General features: G+C 70.3%; 19 protein-coding genes and 2 tRNA genes. 10 read left to right on the top strand and 11 right to left on the bottom strand.

Going from position 1 to position 17,646, the window contains the following annotated elements:
* Window positions 1-35 precede the first annotated feature (35 nt).
* The 3 genes from DJ69_RS14360 (at window position 36) to DJ69_RS14350 (ending at window position 2,915) form a co-directional block, all read left to right on the top strand.
* Window positions 36-1,343 (top strand): acetamidase/formamidase family protein, encoded by a 1,308-nt coding sequence (locus DJ69_RS14360; protein ID WP_099256229.1) that lies wholly within the window; start codon window positions 36-38, stop codon window positions 1,341-1,343.
* A 68-nt stretch (window positions 1,344-1,411) separates the two neighbouring features.
* Window positions 1,412-2,491, top strand: a complete 1,080-nt coding sequence (locus tag DJ69_RS14355; protein ID WP_099256228.1) for an aminopeptidase — start codon at window positions 1,412-1,414, stop codon at window positions 2,489-2,491.
* Window positions 2,492-2,630: 139 nt separating this feature from the next.
* A complete protein-coding gene (locus tag DJ69_RS14350) occupies window positions 2,631-2,915 on the top strand; it encodes an amphi-Trp domain-containing protein (protein ID WP_099256227.1) in 285 nt (94 codons plus the stop codon).
* Window positions 2,916-2,931: 16 nt separating this feature from the next.
* Here the strand turns inward: DJ69_RS14350 and DJ69_RS14345 are convergent, their stop codons facing one another.
* Window positions 2,932-3,492, bottom strand: a complete 561-nt coding sequence (locus DJ69_RS14345) for a response regulator (protein ID WP_099256226.1) — start codon at window positions 3,490-3,492, stop codon at window positions 2,932-2,934.
* A 207-nt stretch (window positions 3,493-3,699) separates the two neighbouring features.
* On the opposite strand from DJ69_RS14345, the gene pan2 reads away from it, so the two are divergent.
* From pan2 to DJ69_RS14330, 3 genes are all read left to right on the top strand, one after another.
* A complete protein-coding gene (gene pan2 / locus DJ69_RS14340) occupies window positions 3,700-4,923 on the top strand; it encodes a proteasome-activating nucleotidase Pan2 (RefSeq protein ID WP_099256225.1) in 1,224 nt (407 codons plus the stop codon).
* A 91-nt stretch (window positions 4,924-5,014) separates the two neighbouring features.
* Window positions 5,015-5,560, top strand: a complete 546-nt coding sequence (locus DJ69_RS14335) for a pyruvoyl-dependent arginine decarboxylase (RefSeq protein ID WP_099256224.1) — start codon at window positions 5,015-5,017, stop codon at window positions 5,558-5,560.
* Between the two features lie 79 nt (window positions 5,561-5,639).
* Complete coding sequence (locus DJ69_RS14330) at window positions 5,640-6,017, top strand: DUF5811 family protein (RefSeq protein WP_095637418.1); 378 nt, start codon at window positions 5,640-5,642, stop codon at window positions 6,015-6,017.
* A gap of 7 nt (window positions 6,018-6,024) precedes the next feature.
* Here the strand turns inward: DJ69_RS14330 and DJ69_RS14325 are convergent, their stop codons facing one another.
* The 3 genes from DJ69_RS14325 to DJ69_RS14315 form a co-directional block, all read right to left on the bottom strand.
* Complete coding sequence (locus DJ69_RS14325; RefSeq protein ID WP_099256223.1) at window positions 6,025-6,894, bottom strand: M14 family metallopeptidase; 870 nt, start codon at window positions 6,892-6,894, stop codon at window positions 6,025-6,027.
* Between the two features lie 98 nt (window positions 6,895-6,992).
* Entirely contained in the window at window positions 6,993-8,576 is a 1,584-nt protein-coding gene (locus tag DJ69_RS14320) for a lipopolysaccharide biosynthesis protein (RefSeq protein ID WP_099256222.1), read from the bottom strand.
* A 63-nt stretch (window positions 8,577-8,639) separates the two neighbouring features.
* Complete coding sequence (locus DJ69_RS14315) at window positions 8,640-9,659, bottom strand: aldo/keto reductase (protein WP_099256221.1); 1,020 nt, start codon at window positions 9,657-9,659, stop codon at window positions 8,640-8,642.
* 114 nt (window positions 9,660-9,773) lie between these two features.
* Between DJ69_RS14315 and DJ69_RS14310 the strand changes: the two genes are divergently transcribed.
* Both DJ69_RS14310 and DJ69_RS18540 read left to right on the top strand, forming a co-directional pair.
* Window positions 9,774-10,103: a transcription factor S gene (locus DJ69_RS14310; protein WP_099256220.1), complete on the top strand. Its 330-nt coding sequence runs from the start codon at window positions 9,774-9,776 to the stop codon at window positions 10,101-10,103.
* Window positions 10,104-10,220: 117 nt separating this feature from the next.
* The gene (locus tag DJ69_RS18540) at window positions 10,221-10,859 is read left to right on the top strand and encodes a type IV pilin (RefSeq protein WP_180271836.1); all 639 of its coding nucleotides are present in this window, start codon (window positions 10,221-10,223) and stop codon (window positions 10,857-10,859) included.
* A gap of 125 nt (window positions 10,860-10,984) precedes the next feature.
* On the opposite strand, the gene DJ69_RS14300 is transcribed toward DJ69_RS18540, so the two are convergent.
* The 7 genes from DJ69_RS14300 to DJ69_RS14270 form a co-directional block, all read right to left on the bottom strand.
* Complete coding sequence (locus tag DJ69_RS14300) at window positions 10,985-11,632, bottom strand: CocE/NonD family hydrolase (protein ID WP_099256219.1); 648 nt, start codon at window positions 11,630-11,632, stop codon at window positions 10,985-10,987.
* 28 nt (window positions 11,633-11,660) lie between these two features.
* Window positions 11,661-12,059 (bottom strand): DUF5778 family protein, encoded by a 399-nt coding sequence (locus DJ69_RS14295; protein WP_099256218.1) that lies wholly within the window; start codon window positions 12,057-12,059, stop codon window positions 11,661-11,663.
* 67 nt (window positions 12,060-12,126) lie between these two features.
* Window positions 12,127-13,818 (bottom strand): PKD domain-containing protein, encoded by a 1,692-nt coding sequence (locus DJ69_RS14290; RefSeq protein WP_144050458.1) that lies wholly within the window; start codon window positions 13,816-13,818, stop codon window positions 12,127-12,129.
* 77 nt (window positions 13,819-13,895) lie between these two features.
* On the bottom strand, window positions 13,896-14,852 hold the full coding sequence (locus DJ69_RS14285; protein ID WP_099256216.1) for an HhH-GPD family protein: 957 nt from the start codon (window positions 14,850-14,852) through the stop codon (window positions 13,896-13,898).
* Between the two features lie 25 nt (window positions 14,853-14,877).
* Complete coding sequence (locus DJ69_RS14280; protein WP_099256215.1) at window positions 14,878-15,561, bottom strand: DUF7384 family protein; 684 nt, start codon at window positions 15,559-15,561, stop codon at window positions 14,878-14,880.
* A 95-nt stretch (window positions 15,562-15,656) separates the two neighbouring features.
* Window positions 15,657-15,728 (bottom strand) — tRNA-Thr (locus DJ69_RS14275).
* 94 nt (window positions 15,729-15,822) lie between these two features.
* Window positions 15,823-16,488 (bottom strand): DUF7114 family protein, encoded by a 666-nt coding sequence (locus tag DJ69_RS14270; RefSeq protein ID WP_099256214.1) that lies wholly within the window; start codon window positions 16,486-16,488, stop codon window positions 15,823-15,825.
* Window positions 16,489-16,547: 59 nt separating this feature from the next.
* Between DJ69_RS14270 and DJ69_RS14265 the strand changes: the two genes are divergently transcribed.
* Together DJ69_RS14265 and DJ69_RS14260 are read left to right on the top strand one after the other, a co-directional pair.
* On the top strand, window positions 16,548-17,243 hold the full coding sequence (locus tag DJ69_RS14265; RefSeq protein WP_099256213.1) for an enoyl-CoA hydratase/isomerase family protein: 696 nt from the start codon (window positions 16,548-16,550) through the stop codon (window positions 17,241-17,243).
* 111 nt (window positions 17,244-17,354) lie between these two features.
* Window positions 17,355-17,425 (top strand) — tRNA-Gly (locus tag DJ69_RS14260).
* The last annotated feature ends 221 nt before the right edge of the window (window positions 17,426-17,646 follow it).

Raw genomic sequence — 17,646 nt, 5'->3', positions numbered from 1 at the left:
GCGTTATTGGCGAGACGCCCGCACTACACCATGGTATGTCACAACAAGGCGTTCAAGAGGAGCTGTACGTCGACCAGTACACGCTCGGACTCGTCGGCCCCGATCAGGAGTGGGCCGGAACGGTCGCGGACGGCGGGACGGTGGAGACGTACACGCCGCCGGGGTGTTGGGGCCCGATGGTCACGCCCTCGTTCCGCGGCGGCCACGAGGTGACCCGCCCGATCCGGGTCGAGGGCGCGGAGGTCGGCGACGCGATCGCGATTCACATCCGCGACGTCGAGGTGACGAGCATGGCGACGAGCACCGGGTCGATGGCGGAACGCGAGGGGGCGTTCGGCGACGACCCCTTCGTCGACCACCGCTGTCCGGAGTGCGGGACGACGTGGCCCGACTCCGTCGTCGAGGGGACCGGCGAGGACGCGATCCGCTGCGCCGAGTGCGGCGCCAACGCCTCCTCGTTCGGCTTCGAGTACGGCTACACGGTCGCCTTCGACCACGAGAACGCGGTCGGCATCACCCTCGACAAGGAGGGCGCCCACGCGCTCGCGACCGACGCCGAACGCGTGATGGACATCCCCGAGAACGCCCGGCAACACCCAATCCTGCTGTACGAGCCGGACGGGATGCCCGGCACGCTCGGTCGCCTCCGCCCCTTCATCGGGAACATCGGCACGACGCCCCCAGTGACGATGCCGGACTCGCACAACGCGGGGGACTTCGGTCAGAACCTCATCGGCGCCGACCACGACTACGGCGTCGAGACCGAGACCGACCTCGAGAAGCGCACCGACGGCCACATGGACATCCCGGAGGTCCGCGCCGGCGCCACGCTGATCTGTCCCGTGGCGATCGACGGCGGCGGGGTGTACGTCGGCGATCTCCACGCGAACCAGGGCGACGGCGAGCTCTCCCTCCACACGACCGACGTGAGCGGCACCGTCACCATGGACGTGGAGGTGATCGAGGGCCTCGACCTCGACGGCCCCGTGCTCCTGCCGAACGAGGAGGACCTCCCCTTTATCAGTCGGCCGTACACCGACGCGGAGCGCGAGGCCGGCCGCGACCTCGGCGCGGACCACGGCGTCGACGTCGAGGACGACATGGCCCCGATCCAGGTCGTCGGCTCCGGCGCCACCGTCAACGACGCCACGCAGAACGCCTTCGACCGCGCGGGACGGCTGCTCGACATGAGCGAGGGCGAGATCCGCGCCCGGTGCACGTTCACCGGCGGCGTCCAGATCGGCCGGCTCCCGGGCGTCGTCCAACTCGATCTGCTGGCGCCGCTCGATCTGCTCGACGAGCGCGGCCTCGGCGACGCGGCACGGGAGCAGTACGGGCTGTAGCCGCTCTCGCGCGGCGGGCACCGAACCCGGAAGGAAAGCCGTAATTCCCCGGCCGCGAAACACCGTGCATGGACGCACGCATTCGCGAACACGCGGAGATCATCGCCGACCACTCGACCGACATCCAGTCGGGCGACGACGTGGTCATCCAGCTGCCGAAGGAGGCCGAGGACCTCGCGGTCGCACTCCACGAGGTCTGTGGCGACCGCGGCGCCAACCCCGTCTACCTCAACTACTCGAAGCGCGCGCAGCGCGCCTTCAAGCGCTCCGCAGACGAGTTCACCGAGCCGAGCCACCGGCGCGCGCTCTACGAGGAGGCCGACGTGTTCATCATCGCGCGCGGCGGCGCGAACGCCACCGAGGACGCCGACGTCGACCCGGAGACCAACGCGGCGTACAACCGCGCGATGGAGGAGGTGAAGCGGACGCGGCTCTCGAAGACGTGGTGTCTCACGCAGTACCCGACCGCGAGCCACGCCCAGCTCGCCGGGATGAGCACCGAGGCGTACGAGAACTTCGTGTGGGACGCCGTCTCGCTCGACTGGGACGAACAGCGCGAGTTCCAGGCGGAGATGGTCGAGATCCTCGACGCCGCCGACGAGGTCCGGATCAAGTCGGGCGAGGAGACGGACCTCACGCTCGACGTGTCGGGCAACTCCACGCTCAACGACGACGGCGAGGCGAACCTCCCCGGCGGCGAGGTCTTCACCGCGCCGGTCCGCGACGGCGTCGACGGCGAGGTCCACTTCGATCTCCCCCTCTACCGCTACGGGCGCGAGATCGAGGGGGTCCGACTCCGGTTCGATGACGGCGAGGTCGTCTCGCACTCCGCCGAGCGCAACGAGGACCTGCTCTCCGGCATCCTCGACACCGACGAGGGCTCCCGCCGTCTCGGCGAGCTCGGCATCGGGATGAACCGCCAGATCGACCGGTTCACCTACAACATGCTGTTCGACGAGAAGATGGGCGACACGGTCCACATGGCGGTCGGCTCCGCGTACCCGGAGACGGTGGGCGAGGAGAACGCGGTCAACGAGTCGGCCGAGCACGTCGACATGATCGTCGACATGAGCGAGGACTCCGTCATCGAGGTCGACGGCGAGGTCGTCCAGCGCGACGGGACGTTCGCCTTCGAAGACGGGTTCTGAGCGCGGCCGGGCAAGCGCTTCGGGCGGGCGGGCGTTGTGAGCGACGGGCACTGCGAGCGGCGGACGCTGTGAGCGGCGGGATCGCACCGCCCGACGATCGACGTCCGCATTTATCACTCCGGGGCGCGTTCCTCGACGTATGCCCGAGGAAGTTCTCTTCAAATCCGAGAGCGCACAGAGCCGAGCGGACATCGCCGCCTACCTGCGGACCGTCGCGGACTCCCTGGAGGCCGGCGACCCGATCACGCTGAAGCGGGGCGGGGAGTCGGTGACGATGGAGCCCCCGGCGCAGCCGACGTTCGAGGTGAAGGCGGAACGCGAGGGACCGGCCGACGCCCTCGGCGAGCTGAGCGTCGAGTTCGAGTTGGAGTGGGATGAGGGCGGCGACGGCAGCGAGGCGAGCGGCGACCTGGAAATCGAGTAGTCGAGAGACGGCAGGGCTACGGGACGTTACCGGGTACTTCGACGAACGCGTCGCGGGCGGAGAGGTGGTCGAGCGTGCTGTCGACGCGCTCGCGGACGCGCTCCATCTCCTCTAAGATCTCTTCGTACTCGTCGGTGTGCGTCGTGTCGGCGGCCTCCAGCGCGGCCTTCTTCGACGCCAGCGCGAAGAACTTCTGACTGTGCTCGTCGAACTGCGCGCGGTGGAGCAGCACCTCCACGAGCCCGAGAAGGTCCTCCTTCGTGACGGGCTTCGTCTTGTAGTCGTCGAACGGCATCTCGACGATGTCCACGTCGGGTTCGACCGCGGTCAGCATCGCGACCCGCGCGTCGTACCCCTCGCCGCGGATCGCCTCCAGCACCTCGTGGCCCGACATGTCGGGCATCCGCCGGTCCAAGAGGACCACCTCGACCGAGTCGTCCATCATCGAGAGGGCCTCCTCGCCGCCGGTGGCGATCCGCACCTCGTAGGCCGTGTCGAGGTACACCCGGTACAGCTCGGCGAGATCGGGCTCGTCGTCGACCGCGAGAACCGTGTGCTTCGTTTCGGTGTCGCTCATGCTCGGAGGACTGCGGTCCGCTGATCGCCCGCTGAGGTTCCCGAGATGGCGCGGTCGACTGCTGTTCGTACGCTCATGACGCAGTCTACTCGGGAGATTGGTTAAAACCTTGACCCATGGATATCAAGATCGATACTTTCGGTCGGACCGGGAGACCGCCGTGACCCAAAGGCACATTTACGCGCGCTTCGTAACCGGGGACAACGAATGTCTCATAGCCCCTCACTGCCCGACCGTCCCCGTCTGGAGCTCGATCCGGAGATGAGCGAGACGGAACGGCTCGAGGCGATCCGCCAGCACTACCGGCGGATACTGCAGGTCAACGACGAGCTCGAGGACCGGCTCGACGACGCACAGGACCGACGCGGCGAGCTGAAGGCGGACGTCGACGAGCTGAAGCGGGAGAACGAGGTGTTGAAGACCTCCTCGCTGTACATCGCCTCGGTCGAGGAGATTACCGATGACGGCGTCGTCATCAAGCAGCACGGCAACAACCAGGAGGTGCTGACGCAGGCGTCAACGACGCTCGAGTCCGACCTTCGGCCGGGCGACCGCGTCGCCATCAACGACTCCTTCGCGGTACAGCAGGTGCTCGACGACGAGACCGACTCCCGGGCGCAGGCGATGGAGGTCACGGAGTCGCCGGACGTCACCTACGCGGACATCGGCGGCATCGACGAGCAGATCCGCGAGGTCCGCGAGGCGGTCGAGGACCCGCTCGAGGACCCCGAGCAGTTCGAAGCTGTCGGCGTCGACCCGCCGAGCGGCGTCCTCCTGCACGGCCCGCCGGGCACGGGGAAGACGATGCTCGCGAAGGCGGTCGCCAACGAGTCCGACGCCACCTTCATCAAGATGGCCGGCTCCGAGCTCGTCCGGAAGTTCATCGGCGAGGGCGCCCGGCTCGTCCGGGACCTGTTCGAGCTCGCCGCGGAGCGCGAGCCCGCCGTCATCTTCATCGACGAGATCGACGCCGTCGCCGCCAAGCGGACGGACTCGAAGACGTCGGGCGACGCCGAGGTCCAGCGCACGATGATGCAGCTGCTCTCGGAGATGGACGGCTTCGACGACCGCGGCGAGGTCCGGATCATGGCCGCCACCAACCGCTTCGACATGCTCGACGAGGCGATCCTGCGTCCCGGTCGCTTCGACCGCCTCATCGAGGTGCCCGAGCCCGGCCCCGAGGGCCGCGAGCGCATCCTCGAGATCCACACGCAGGAGATGAACGTCGCCGAGGGGACGGACGTGGGCGCGGTCGCTCGCGATCTGGAGGGGTACAGCGGCGCCGACATCGCGTCGCTGGCGACCGAGGCCGGGATGTTCGCGATCCGCGACGGCCGCACCGAGGTCACGCAGGCCGACTTCGAGCAGGCGCGCGAAAAGCTGCAGGACGCCGAGCAGACCGAAGAACAGGTCATCAACTACCAGTACTGACCGGCGTCCCGCCGGCTCGTCGTGCTCGGTTCTTACCGTCCTGCCGCCCGCTTCGTAACCCCTTACCTCCCGCGCCGCCGACCTCCCGCCGATGAACACCATCCACGTCGCCGGCGGCGTCGGCGTCGCCGACACGGCGATGGCCTCCTACGACGCCGCGCTCGCGGACGCGAACCTCCACAACTACAACCTCGTCGCGGTCTCCTCGGTCGTCCCCGCCGAGGCGACCGTCGAGTCGGTGGCCGCGGCCCCGGACCTCGGCCCCACCGGGAACCGGCTCACGGTCGTCGAGGCGCGCCGGACCGTCGGGCCGGGCGACGCGGTCGACTTCCGCGAGGGCGGGCGCGCCGGCGCGGAGGACGCCGCCTCGAAGCGAGCGCCGCGTCGCCATCCGGACGTGGTCGCCGGGCTCGGCTGGGCGACCGGCCCGGGCCCCGGCCTCTTCTACGAGGTGACCGGCGAGGACACCGCCGACGTGCGCGATCGGATCCACGCGGGGCTCGACGCGGGCGGCGACCTCCGCGACTGGGAGCTCCCCGACCGCGAACTGCGCGTCGAGGCCGCGGCCGCCGAGCCCGACCGCTTCACGACCGCCGTCGTCATCGCCGCGTACGGCGAATCGGAGCCGATCCTGTAGCCGGATCGACGGCGAGCCAGCGCGGATCGCCCTCGCCGACGCCTTTTTGAGTGGGCTCCGCGTATCAGACGTGTCTTCGATGAACGGCAATAACCCGTACGCCGGGGCACCGGGTGTGACGAACGCGGGAGAGCCCGCGGCCGTCGACCTCTCTCCGGACCAGAAACGGCGTCTCCGGCGCGCGGTCGCCGGAATCGTCTCGCGAACCGAGTCGTATCTCCCGGACAGCTACGCCGTCGGCTCCGAGCTGTCGGTCGGCGCGAACGGACCGCAGGCGACCGTCGCCGTCAACCCGCCCGCGGGGCACCCGGTCTCGGCGGGATTCACGCCGGACCCGGACGAGCTGGAAGCCGGTATCGCCGACGCCGACACCGACGAGGTCGCGCGCGGGCTGGCCGCGAGCGCCGCGATGCAGGTGATGGACGCGGTCGGCGACGTGACGCCGACCGCGAAGTGAGCCCGGGCTACTCCGTCTCCGCTTCGTCGACCCGTTCGCCTCCGGCGGCCGTTTGGTCCGCCGACGCCGGCGGCTCCAGCGTTCCCATCACCCGCCCGTAGATCCCGAATATCTCCTCGTACCCCTCCTCGCTCGCGAGGATCGGGACCACGCCCTCCTCCTCGACGCGGTGCGTGTACACGTCGTCTTCGGCGAACACCGCGCCGACGGGAATCTCCTCGAAGTTCGCGAAGTGGACCGTGGGCTCGCCGCTCCCCTTCGGCACCTCCTTGTCGCCCGCGACGACCGTCGTCTCGCTGAACGTCGGCGGCTCGTCGTCGACGGCGCCGTGCGCTCGGAGGAACGCCAGACACGCCTCGTAGCCGAACTCGACCGCCGTTTCGCTCCCCTGTCGACCGACCTCGATCGAGACGGTGTTCGGGACGGTGGAGTCCAGCGTCGTCCCGCGGAGCCCGCCCGCGTCGACGACGTAGTCGACGGGCATCGCCGTCACGCTCCGGCGCACCGACGGCGTGAGGTCGCTGTAGATCGCGAAGGGCGGCGGCGCGCTGTGGGAGGTGTGAAGCGCGAGCACCGCGTCCATCCCCTCCAGTTCGGCGGCGAGCCGCGGCGCGAGCGCGCGTTCGTACTCGTCGCTGTCGGCGTCGCCCGGGAACGCGCGGTTCAGGTCGGTGTCGGTGTACCGCGTCTCGGCCGCCAGCGCCGGCTCGTTGGCGACGATCAGTCGAACGATCCCGTCACCGGCGCCGTCCTCCGGCGCGTCGAGCGCGTCGGCGAGTCGCCTGACGATCCGCTCGCCGGCGGGCTCGTCACCGTGGATCCCGCCGACGATCGCGACGCGGGCCGACCCGGCTGACCCGCGGTCGATCGTTTCCATATCTCCACTACGCGTCGCCCCGGATAAAGTGTCGCCGTTCCGGGTAGCCGACGCCGAGACGCGTCTCGGCCGACGCCCGGCGGAACCGCGTCAGCGCGCTACCGACCGAGCCGATCCGCGAGGGCGGCGCGGTACCGCCCCGCCAGCTCGCGCGCGACGAGCCGGTCGCGGGGGTCGACGCCGAGGGCGCGGAGCGCGCCGACGTAGACCGCGACTCCGGCCACGGACCCGACGACGACGGCGGTTCCGCCGGGGACGACCTCCCGGATCGCCCGCATCGCGAGGAGGGCCACGCCGCCGGCCGCGAGCGGCGTGAGGTAGGTGCGGTCGAACGGCCACAGTCCCTCGAAGCGACGCAGCAGGACGACCTGAATCCCGTTCTGCACCGCGATCGCCAGCGAGGTGCCGAGCGCGGCCCCGACGAGCCCGTACCGGACGACGAACGCGTAGGTGAGAGCGACGTTGAGGACGGCGAGCAGCCAGTCGAGCGCCATCCGGGCGTACTGGTGGTCGGTCATCATCAGGAGCCAGCCGGTCGCGCCCACCGCGCTGCCGACGAACACCCCGCCGAGGTAGACGACGAGCGGGACGTAGCCGGCCACGTACGGGTCGCCGAACAGCCCGAGCAGCTCCCGTCCGAACACGACGAGCACGGCGAGGACCGGGATCACCGTCGCGACGATCTGTCGCGTCACGGAGGTGTACACCGCGTTGAGCGTCTCCGTCTCCCCCTCCGCGTACAGCTCGGAGGCGACCGGCGGCAGCAGCTGGTTGAACGAGAGCAGCGGAATCCACGCGATCGCGATCAACACGAGGACGACGTTGTACACCCCCGCGGCGGTCGCCGTCAGCAGCGCTCCGACGAGCAGCACGTCGACGCGGTTCTGGAACACCTTCCCGAGGCTGCTCATCGCGACCGGCGCCGCGTGGTCGTAGAACCGTCGCGCCTCCCGGCTGACGCCCCGAAGCGACGGGACGACTCCGGTCACCCGCGCGGAGAGCGGCGCGGCGACGGCGGCGAGCAGCGCGGTCGCGGCGACGATGCCGCCTGCGACGCCGACGACCGAGTAGCCGAGCGCCAGCGCCCCCACCGCTCCGACGAGTCGGACGCCGGGCCGGAGCAGCTTGTTGAAGGCGATCTCGCCGCGGGCAGAGCCGACGGCGCGGAATATCGCGGACGCGATCATCACGACCCCGAGCAGCCCGACGAGGAGGCCGAACGCGCGCATCGTCGCCGGGAACGCGGCGTCTGAGACGGTGCGCGCGTTGATCCACGGGGCGGCCAGCCAGATCCCGCCGGCGATCGCGGCCCCGAACCCGAGCGTCGTGGCGTACGCGAGCCCGGCGACGACCCCTTGTCGGTCGGGAGCGCCCGCGTACTCGGGGAGATATCGCTGGAGCGCCGGCACGCTGCCGAACGTGACGAGCCGCGAGAGCAACTGGGCGATCCGCCACGCCAGCGCGTACACGCCGTACGCGGCCGGACCGAGGCTGCGCGCGAGTACGAACTCCGTCGCGGCCGTGAGCGCGCGCTGGCCCGAGACGCCGCCCGCGGTGACCACCGCTCCGCCCGCGATCGTCAGCAGCGCCTCGCGCTCGTCGTCGGGGACGGCGTCGTCGGGGTTCCCGCTCGACGCCGCCTCGCGTTCGCGGTCGCTTCCGGCTCCGGCTCCGTCGTTCACGGGTCACCTCGACGTGACCCGGCTCCGGACAAAAGCGACTCGTTCCGCCGGCTGTCGGCTCCGCTACCAGCGCTGGTGGACGTGGTCGCGGACGAACTCGTCGTACACGTCCGAAACGACCTCGCGTTCGTCCTCACCGAGCGGTGCGAGGTCGCTGGCGGCGGCGTTCGCCCGGATGTGGTCCGGCGTCGTCGAGCCGGGGATGACCGTGGAGACGGCGTCGTGGTCGAGGATCCAGCGCAGCGAGAGCTGCGGGAGCGAGAGGTCGTCGCCGGTCGCGTCGGTCGGGTCGTCGGCGACGGCGTCGACCCGCTCTGCGAGCGCGTCGGCGGCGTCGAGGCCGACCTCGTAAGGGACGCCGGCGAACGTCTCGCCCACGTCGAACGCGTCGCCCTCGCGGTTGTAGTTGCGGTGGTCGTCCTCGGCGAACTCGGTGTCCCGCGAGAGCGCGCCGGTGAGCAGCCCGGAGGCGAGCGGCACCCGGCAGATCACGCCCACGTCGCGGGCGGCGGCCTCGTCGAGGAACAGCTCGGCGGGCCGCTGGCGGAAGGGGTTGAAGATGATCTGGACCGACTCGACGCCGGGGTACTCGATCGCCTTCAGCCCCTCCTCGACGCGCTCGACGCTGACGCCGTAGTTCGCGATCTTCCCCTCGGCCGCGAGTGTGTCGAGGGCGTCGAACGTCTCCGGCTGATAGTACGCGTCCGTCGGCGGGCAGTGGAGCTGGACCAGGTCCAGCGTCTCGGTCCCGAGATTCTCCCGGGACCGGTTCACGAACCGGCGGAGGTTCGCCTCGGTGTACCGCTCCGCGACGTGGGGATCGAGCCGGCGGCCCGCCTTCGTCGCGACCGTCACGTCGCCGGTCGCGATCTCGTCGTCGAGCACGTCGCCGAGGATCTGCTCCGAGCGCCCGTCGCCGTACACGTCCGCGGTGTCGAAGAAGTCGATTCCGGCCTCGCGGGCGGCCTCGACCGCGTCGACCGCCTCGGACTCGCTCACGTCGCCCCAGTCGCTCCCGATCTCCCACGCGCCGTAGCCGACCTCGCTGACCGCGCCGACGTCGCCGAGCGTTCGGTGGTTCATGTTCACTCTCACCTGATCGGGGCGAACGCAAGGGCGTTCCGGAGGCGGAACCGGGGCGCGGTCTCGGACCGCAGCCACGGGAGCTAAACGGCTCGACGCCGTAGCACGCCGCATATGCAGTTCTGTGACGACTGCGGCTCGATGATGGTCTCTCGCGACGGAGAGATGGTGTGTCAGAACGACGACTGCGGCGCCACCACCGAGCGCGACGAGGCGCTCGCCGCCGAGTTCGAGTCGACGACCGAACAGACCGGCGACGAGGTGATCGAGACGGAGGAGGGCGCGAACTTCGAGGGGAAGCCGACCGCCAACGACATCGTCTGCGACGAGTGCGGCCACGGCGAGGCGTGGTACACGATCAAACAGACCGGCGCCGCCGACGAGCCCCCGACGCGCTTCTTTAAATGCAAGGAGTGCGGGCACCGGTGGAGAGGGTATAACTAATCCCAACCTGACGCTGCCGATTTGGGCAGATTGGGGCTCTGGCCCTATTGTGAGAAAACCGCGGGCGTCGCGGGCGGTTAGGTCGGCAGTTCTTACCCTCGGAGGCGAAGTGTCGGCATGGACGAACGGGCGATCTCTCCCGTCATCGGCGTCGCCCTCGTGGTCGTCATCACCCTCCTCCTGGCGACGATGTTCGCCGCGGGCGCGATCCATCTGGCCGACTTCGGCAGCGAGCGCGAGGACGTGCACGACCTCACCGACGGACCGGTCGACGGGGACGCGGACGCGACGGCGGGCGACGAGTCACACGCGGGCGAGCTCGTCCGGGCCGTCGACGACGGCGCGGGCGCGACGACGACACACGTCGTGAACTACACCGTCGCCGCCGACTCCGACACCGCGGGCAACTCGCTCAACTCCGTCACGGTCGAGTACGAGAGCGGATCGGTCGACGTGAGTGGCGTCGACGAGCGAGCAGCCGTCACGCTCGTGGGTATCGACGGCGACCGGGACGGGACCGTCGAGACGGACGCGACCGGCGACGTGGAGTGCTGTCCCCCCGGCGACGGCGTCATCGTCTCCGACGGGGGGAACACCCTCCGAATCGAGTTTTCGGGGAGCTACAGCCTGGAGGCGGGCGACGCCCTCGCCGTCAGATACGAATCGGTGACGAACCCGAGCGCGGGTGAGTACGGCGTCAGCGTCACCGTCAACGGCGAGGTGAACGACGGGGGCGGGAGCGTTCAGATACGCTGATCCCCTGCGAAGGCGACCGATATGAGCCGCTCGGCTGCTGCCTCTGTGTCGGCGTCGCTGAACGGGTTGAGAAGCAGATCGACGAGGAGCGCGGGCACCGCTGGCGCGGGTACAACTGACCCCCGTCAGTCGTCCCGCAGCCGCGACCCGAGAAACGTCGCCGCCGCGTCGCCCACGTCGCCGGCGCGCCCGACGAAGAAGTGGTCGGACGCGAACGCGACCGTCTCGATCCCCAGCTCCTCGGCCCGCTCCACCACGGGCTCCCAGTCGGCCGTCGAGTCGCGCGTCGCGTAGAGGACTCGCGCTTCCACGTCGAGCGCGACGAGATCGTCGAGGGCCGCGACCGCGTCGACATCGGGGTTCAGGCGGGCGGTCGGCGCGAGCGCGCAGACGCCGGCGAGTTCGGGACGGGAGGCCGCCGCGACGAGCGCCACCGTGCCGCCGAACGAGAATCCGAACAGCGCCACCCGGTCGTAGCGCTCGGTCGCCCAGCCGACCGCGTTGTCGGCGTCGGTGCTCTCGCCGTACCCCTCGTCCCAGTCGCCGTAGTCGAACCGGAGGCAGTCGATCCCCTGATCGGTGAGCGCGTCGCTGACGGCGGTCAGCCGCTCGTCGCCGCGGTGGCCGCGCTGCTGGGGGTGCGGCGGGCAGGCGACGACGACCGCGTCGGCGCGCGAGTTCTCGGCGGCGGCGTCGCCACCGCCGTCGCTCGCGGCGGTGTCGAGGGTGGCGCGCACGTCCCGGCCGCCCGGGACGAGAACGGTGTCGCTCACGGGAGTTCGAAGGGAAAACCGCCGCCGTTCAGGGGACCTGGGTCACGCGATCGACGCCGTCGAGGTCGGCGAGGTCGCCCGCGAGCGTCTCCTGATCGACGGTCGCCTCGTAGTAGAAGACGAGGTCGAAGGTGCCGTCGCGGAGGAGCTGCTGGCACTCCCAGACGAACGCCTCGTCGTCGAGGGTGCGCCCCTGGAACTGGTTCGACGAGAAGTTCGTGTCGTCGTTGCCGGCCTCGATGTACGCCTCGCCCTTGCCGGCGTGGTCGGCGATGACCTCGTTGATGGCGACCGTGAGCTCGTGCATCTCGAGGTCCTCCTGCCCGCCGAGCGTCGTGTGGACGATACAGCCCGCGAGTTCGATGTCGCCCGGCTCCAGCAGGGCCTTCGTCCGCGTGTAGAGGTCGGCGTCGACGGTCTCGTTCATAGCGTTCTGTTCCGGCTCCCGTGATAAACGGGTAACGGTTCCCCCGGCGGTGTCTCGGGCCGAAGGGCTAGTCGCCCTCGGCGTTGTCGCCGCCGTCGCCAGGCCCGAGGCGCGATCGCATGAGGTATCCCGCCCCGACGAGCGACGAAACAGCAGTTCCGACGCCGAATCCGGGTATCTCGACGGACGACGTTCCGTCGTCCGAATCGTCCTCCGCGCCCGTCACTTCGAGCGGGTCGGCGCTCTGAGAAGCGCGATCGGCGTCGTCGGTCACGGTCAGCGTCACGTTGAACCCGCCGCTCTCCGTGTAGGTGTGGGTCGCCGTCTGACCCTCTCCCGTCCCCCCGTCGCCGAAGTCCCACCGGTACTCGACGATCTCTCCGTCCGGACTTGACGACTCGGTCGCGTCGAAAGCGACCTGCTGTCCCACCGACGGCGACGTCGGTGCGTGTTCAAACGCCGCGGTCGGCTCTTCGCCTCCCGCCGCGTTGTCACCGCTTCCGTTGTCGTCGGTGCTATCGTCAGAGCCGCCGTCGTCCGCCTCGTCGTCGTTTCCGTCGCTCACTTCTTCGACCCGGACGGACGCACTGGCTTGGTCGCTGCCGGACCGGACGACGATCTCTCCGTCGGTGACGTCAGATTCTGCGGTTTCCCACGTCAGCGTCGCCGTCGCCGTCTCTTCCGGATCGAGAGAGAAGGTCGCCGAGTCGACCACCGACCCGCCGGTCGATTCCAACGTCACGTCGGTGGTCCCGGTCGCGCCGCCGGCGTTCGTGACTTCGACGGAGACCTCGAGTCGCTCGCCGGCCTCGACGGGCGACGTGGTCGACGCGATCGACACGTCGTACGCGGGATCGCCGCCCTCTGATTCGGTCCGTATCTGATCGATCTCGCCCGCCGAGAGCTCGGCGCGGTAGATACGGAGGTCGGACAGCTTGCCCACGAGGAGGCCGTACCAGTCGGGATTTCCGGTTCCGTACCAGCTTCCGATCGTCTGGTGAGACCAGTAGTTCGTGTTCCGTGGGCTGTAACCGTCCATCTCGTCGTCCGAAAAGCGGACCTCCCCGTCGACGTGGATCCGGATGGCGTTCGCCGGGTCGAACACGACGGCGACGTGGTGCCACTCGCCCACGGAGACGTCCAGCTCGGCGTCGACGTGATCCTCGGTCGAGTACACGACGCCTCCTCCGAGATCGCCTGTGCGGAAGGACAGCCGGACGGTCTCCGCATCGCCCGTGTCGGGTCGTCCCGCAAACACGTACTCCGCGTCGTTTCGCAAGAGGTGGTGGTTCGCCTCCTCGCCGTTCGGTTTCCCGCCCTCGCTCCGATCGAAGTAGACCCAGCCGACGACGGTCGCCGGACCGTTGTCACGCCGAGCGATACTCAGCTGTGGATTATCCGACCCGGAGCCGACTTGCATCCCGTCGTCGCCATCGAACTGAACCCCCGACCGCCCGCCGAACGTTCCGACTGAGGGGTTGCCGTACTCTGCGGCGCCGTCGGCGTTCCCGACGGTGTCTCCGAACCCCTCCGCGAACGGCCAGCGAGCGACGAGGTCGTCCGCCCTGACGAGATGCCCGTCGGCGGCGACGGACGGCATTCCGACCGCACCGAGCACCGAGCCTGCGGCGATCGCCCCCAACACGGTCCGCCGCCCGACCCGCGAACCGCGCGTCTCCCCGCTGTCACTGGAGGGGAGACTCGCCGACACGCCCCGCTCGTCACTACTGTGCGAAGTTCGCACGTTTTCACCAGCCATGACTACCGACACGAAATCCAATATTAAAGAATTTGTCATGTATGCAAACGGTGGCGGGGCGAAACCCTGTCTGACCCTTACGACCGGAGTCGAACCGCGATTCCACCGCCTTCCTCTTCCACTGCTACGAGCCCGTCGTCCGCGAGGTCCGCGATCAGCCCGCGGAGCCACTCTCGACCGTACTCGCCGCCGGGCGAATAGTCGACGCGGACACGGGGGCCGAGCTCGTCGAGCGCCAGCTCGTCGTATTCGCCGAGGACCCGAATCACGCGCCCGCGGAACTGCCGGCGGCTTCCTTCGAAGCTCGGCTGTTCGGGCACGTCGGGCGCGGTGAAGTCGCCGGTCTCGTAGGCGTGACACCACCCGCGCCACGGGCACCCGGCCTCGTCGCAGCGCGGCGTCGTCCCGCAGGCGACGCCGCCGAGCTCCATGATCGCGTTGTTCCAGACGCGGGAGCCGCCGTCGGGCAGCACGTGCGAGGCCACCCGCGCGAACGCGTCGTCGTCGTCCGGCACCGCGAAGGCGCGGTGGAGCACCCGCTTCACGTTGGTGTCGACGACGGCGTCCCCGTTGTTGAACGCGAACGACGCCACCGCGTTCGCGGTGTACGGACCGACGCCCATCAGCTCCTGGAGCGCTTCCGGGGTCTCCGGGAACGTCCCGTCGTACTCGCCCTCGATCTGCCCGGCGGCCTCGTGGAGATACTTCGCGCGGTTGTTGTAGCCGAGCGAGTGGTCCGACCAGAACGCGACCACGTCGCCGCGGTCGGCGGCGGCCAGGGCCGCGGTCGTCGGCCACTCCTCGATGAAATCCTCCCACGCGGGAACGACCCGATCGAGCTGCGTCTGCTGGCTCATCACCTCGCTGACGAGGATCTCGTAGGGGTCCTCGGTGCGCCGCCACGGGAACTCGCGGTGGTCCGCCTCGTACCAGTCGATGAGCGCCTCGCGGACCGCGCCGAGGTCGGTCGGCAGCGCGGGGGCGTCGCCGTCGTCGACGGCGACGGTCGCGGCGGTCGCGTCCGAGTCGGTCATTACCGTCGGTCGGGTCGGCGGCGGTTTATCCGTGCTGGTCCGCGTCGGACCGTTCGTCGGTGTCGTGGCGCTCGTCCGCGTTTGTCCGGACCGGCTCCATCGTTCGCGGGTCGCGGTCGGGGCCCGGATACTCGCCGCCGACGGCCTCCGGGTACAGCCGCGCCGGCGAGAAGACGGTCGCGAACGCCCGCGGCTCGCGAACGCTCACCGCCATTCGGTCCCGAAGCCCGGCGGCGGCCCGCGCTCCCGTCAGCGACGGATCGAGGCTCACGACCTGCATCGCGCCGCCGCGGTACGCCGACGCCAGCGCCGGGTGGTCGCCGGGGGGTTGCGTCACCGGCTCGCGCCACGCCTCGATCGCGTCTCGCCAGGCGTCCGCCAGCCCGTCGCCCGCCAGCGCGCCGATCACCGCCTCGGCGTCGTCGAGGAGCGGGTCGCTGGCGACGAGCGTCGTCCACGCGTGCGAGCGCAGCGCATCGAGCGCCTCGCGGGCCGGCCCGCCGACGAGGAGGTCGGCCGCGAGCACGTCGGCGTCGGCGACGACGCGGGCGGAGCTCGGATCGCGGTCGACGGGCGGAAGGTCGTCACTTCCGGCGGTGTCGCGATCCCCGGCGTTGGCCCGTCGCTCGGCGAGCGCCGTGCTCACCGTCTCGGCGCTCACGTCAGCCCCGGCGGCTCGGTCGAAGAGGTCGGCGAAGGTCGCGGTCATACGGGACCCGTCGGCGGCGACGGGTATCGGGTTTGCGGACGACGATCGGACGGGTCGTCGGCAGCGGGGCTATCCGATCGAGGGACTGCGAGAAGAGCCTAGGCCGAGATTTGAACTCGGGGTCTCGTCCTTACCAAGGACGCGCTTTACCGCTAAGCTACCCAGGCGCAATCAGTCGTTGACGGGAGTCGACTTTAGGGGTTTCGATTCGGGGCCGTTCCGTCACGAAGACACACACCGGTCCGTCGCCGTCGGGCGACCTCACCGGTCCGTCGCGCTCACGGCGCGGTCGGAGATGTCGGCGATGCGGTCGGCCGTCGTCTCGGGGAGCGCGCGGCCCGGCGGCGGGAACTCGCCGTCGTAGTCCGCCGCCAGATCGCGGGCGTACGTCAACAGCTCCTCGGGCGGGTCGCCGCCGACGGCGGTGGTGCCGGCGACGACGGCGAGTTCGAGCGCGTCGATCTCCAAGTTCCGGTCGAGCGCGGTCGCCGCGGCGGGATCGGTCCCCTCGCGGTCCCGGAGCGTCTGGTCGCGGCCGAACGCGCGCACGACCTCGACCGCGGCCGCGGCGGCGTCGGTGCACGCGAGCAGGGCGAACCCGCGCGAGACGAGCACGTCGGCGGTGAGCACGTCCATGTCGGCGTCGATGTCCGTCTCCCGCGTGGCCGCGGTCGCCCACGGCTCCTCGTGGGCCACCGACCGGGTGAGCCGGAGCCCCTCGTAGATGAGCTGTACGCCGGCCGCCCGGTCGACCACCGCGTCGGGGTCGACCTCGGGGTCGACCGCGCGGGCGGTGACCAGCGCCAGCACTCCGGGCGTTACGGCGGCGTTCGCGATCCGGTCTTCGAGGGCCTCACGCAGCTGATCGGGCTCGACGTCGGCGAGCGCCTCACACGCGGCGTCACGCGCTCGCGCGGCATCGTCCATTACGTAACGGTAGTCGATCGAGGGGCAAAGACCTTTGGAAACGAACGGGATACCACGGTGTGATCCGCACCCGAGACGACGACGGGGTCCGCGTGGTGACTATCGACCGACCGGCGCGCCGGAACGCCCTCCGACCCGATGACCTGAGCGCGCTCCGCACCGCCGTCGCCGACGCCGACGCGCCGGTGACGTACCTCCGCGGCGCCGGCGAGGCGTTCTGCGCCGGCGCCGACCTCGACGTGGTCGCCGCCCTCGACGACCCGGCGTCGTTCGCCCGCGCCGGCCAGCGCACGGCTCGGGCGATCGCGGACGCGGAGACGGTCGTCGTCTGCGGGATCGACGGCGCGGCCCGCGGCGGCGGCGTCGAGATCGCGCTCGCGGCCGATCTCCGGGTGGCGACGCCGGCGGCGACGTTCGCGGAGCCCGGCGTCGCGTTCGGGCTGTTCGGCGCGTGGGGCGGAACGGTTCGGCTCCCGCGGGTGATGCGCGAGGGCGACGCGCTCGACTTCGCGCTGTCGGGGCGGGTGCTCGACGCCGACGAGGCGCTCCGCACGGGGCTCGTCTCCCGCGTGGTCGACGACCCGCGATCGGTGGCGGACGCGATAGCGAGCGGCGAGCGGGACGCCCTCCGCGCGATCAAACGGCGGGTGCGCGACCGCCGCGACGACGGGACGCAGGAGCGCGCGGAGGCGTCCGCGTTCGCCGACCTCGTGCACGCCCACGCGGACGATATCGCAGCGATGCGCGGGGAGTGACCCCGAACTGCACCCGGCGTCTCGCCCGCTCCCCGTCACGTCATCTGCTCGCCGTCAGTCGGATGTGACAGGTTTAAGTGATCCTCCAACCAACCACCGAGTGCGAAGCACGCACCGGTAGTGTAGTGGTATCACGCAACCTTGCCATGGTTGCAACCCGAGTTCAAATCTCGGCCGGTGCACTCCCTTTGGTCGTGCACCGCCCTGACTCCCCGCTCGCTGCGCTCGCGTGGAGTCTCGGCCGGTGCTTTCTCTAATCGGTCTAGTTGGATAGTCACGAGTTTCCTAATCAGGGTTAGGCGCGCGCCTCCGAGTGGCCGCGCCCGGCGGCCACGAGGAGCGCGTGCGAGGGAGTCGACCGGCGCTTATAAGCGCCGGTCGACGAGGCTGGGGAGGCGTGAGG

Source organism: Halorubrum persicum (assembly GCF_002727125.1).
In the GTDB taxonomy this organism is placed as follows: domain Archaea; phylum Halobacteriota; class Halobacteria; order Halobacteriales; family Haloferacaceae; genus Halorubrum; species Halorubrum persicum.
This window is presented reverse-complemented; position numbering and strand designations above follow the sequence as displayed.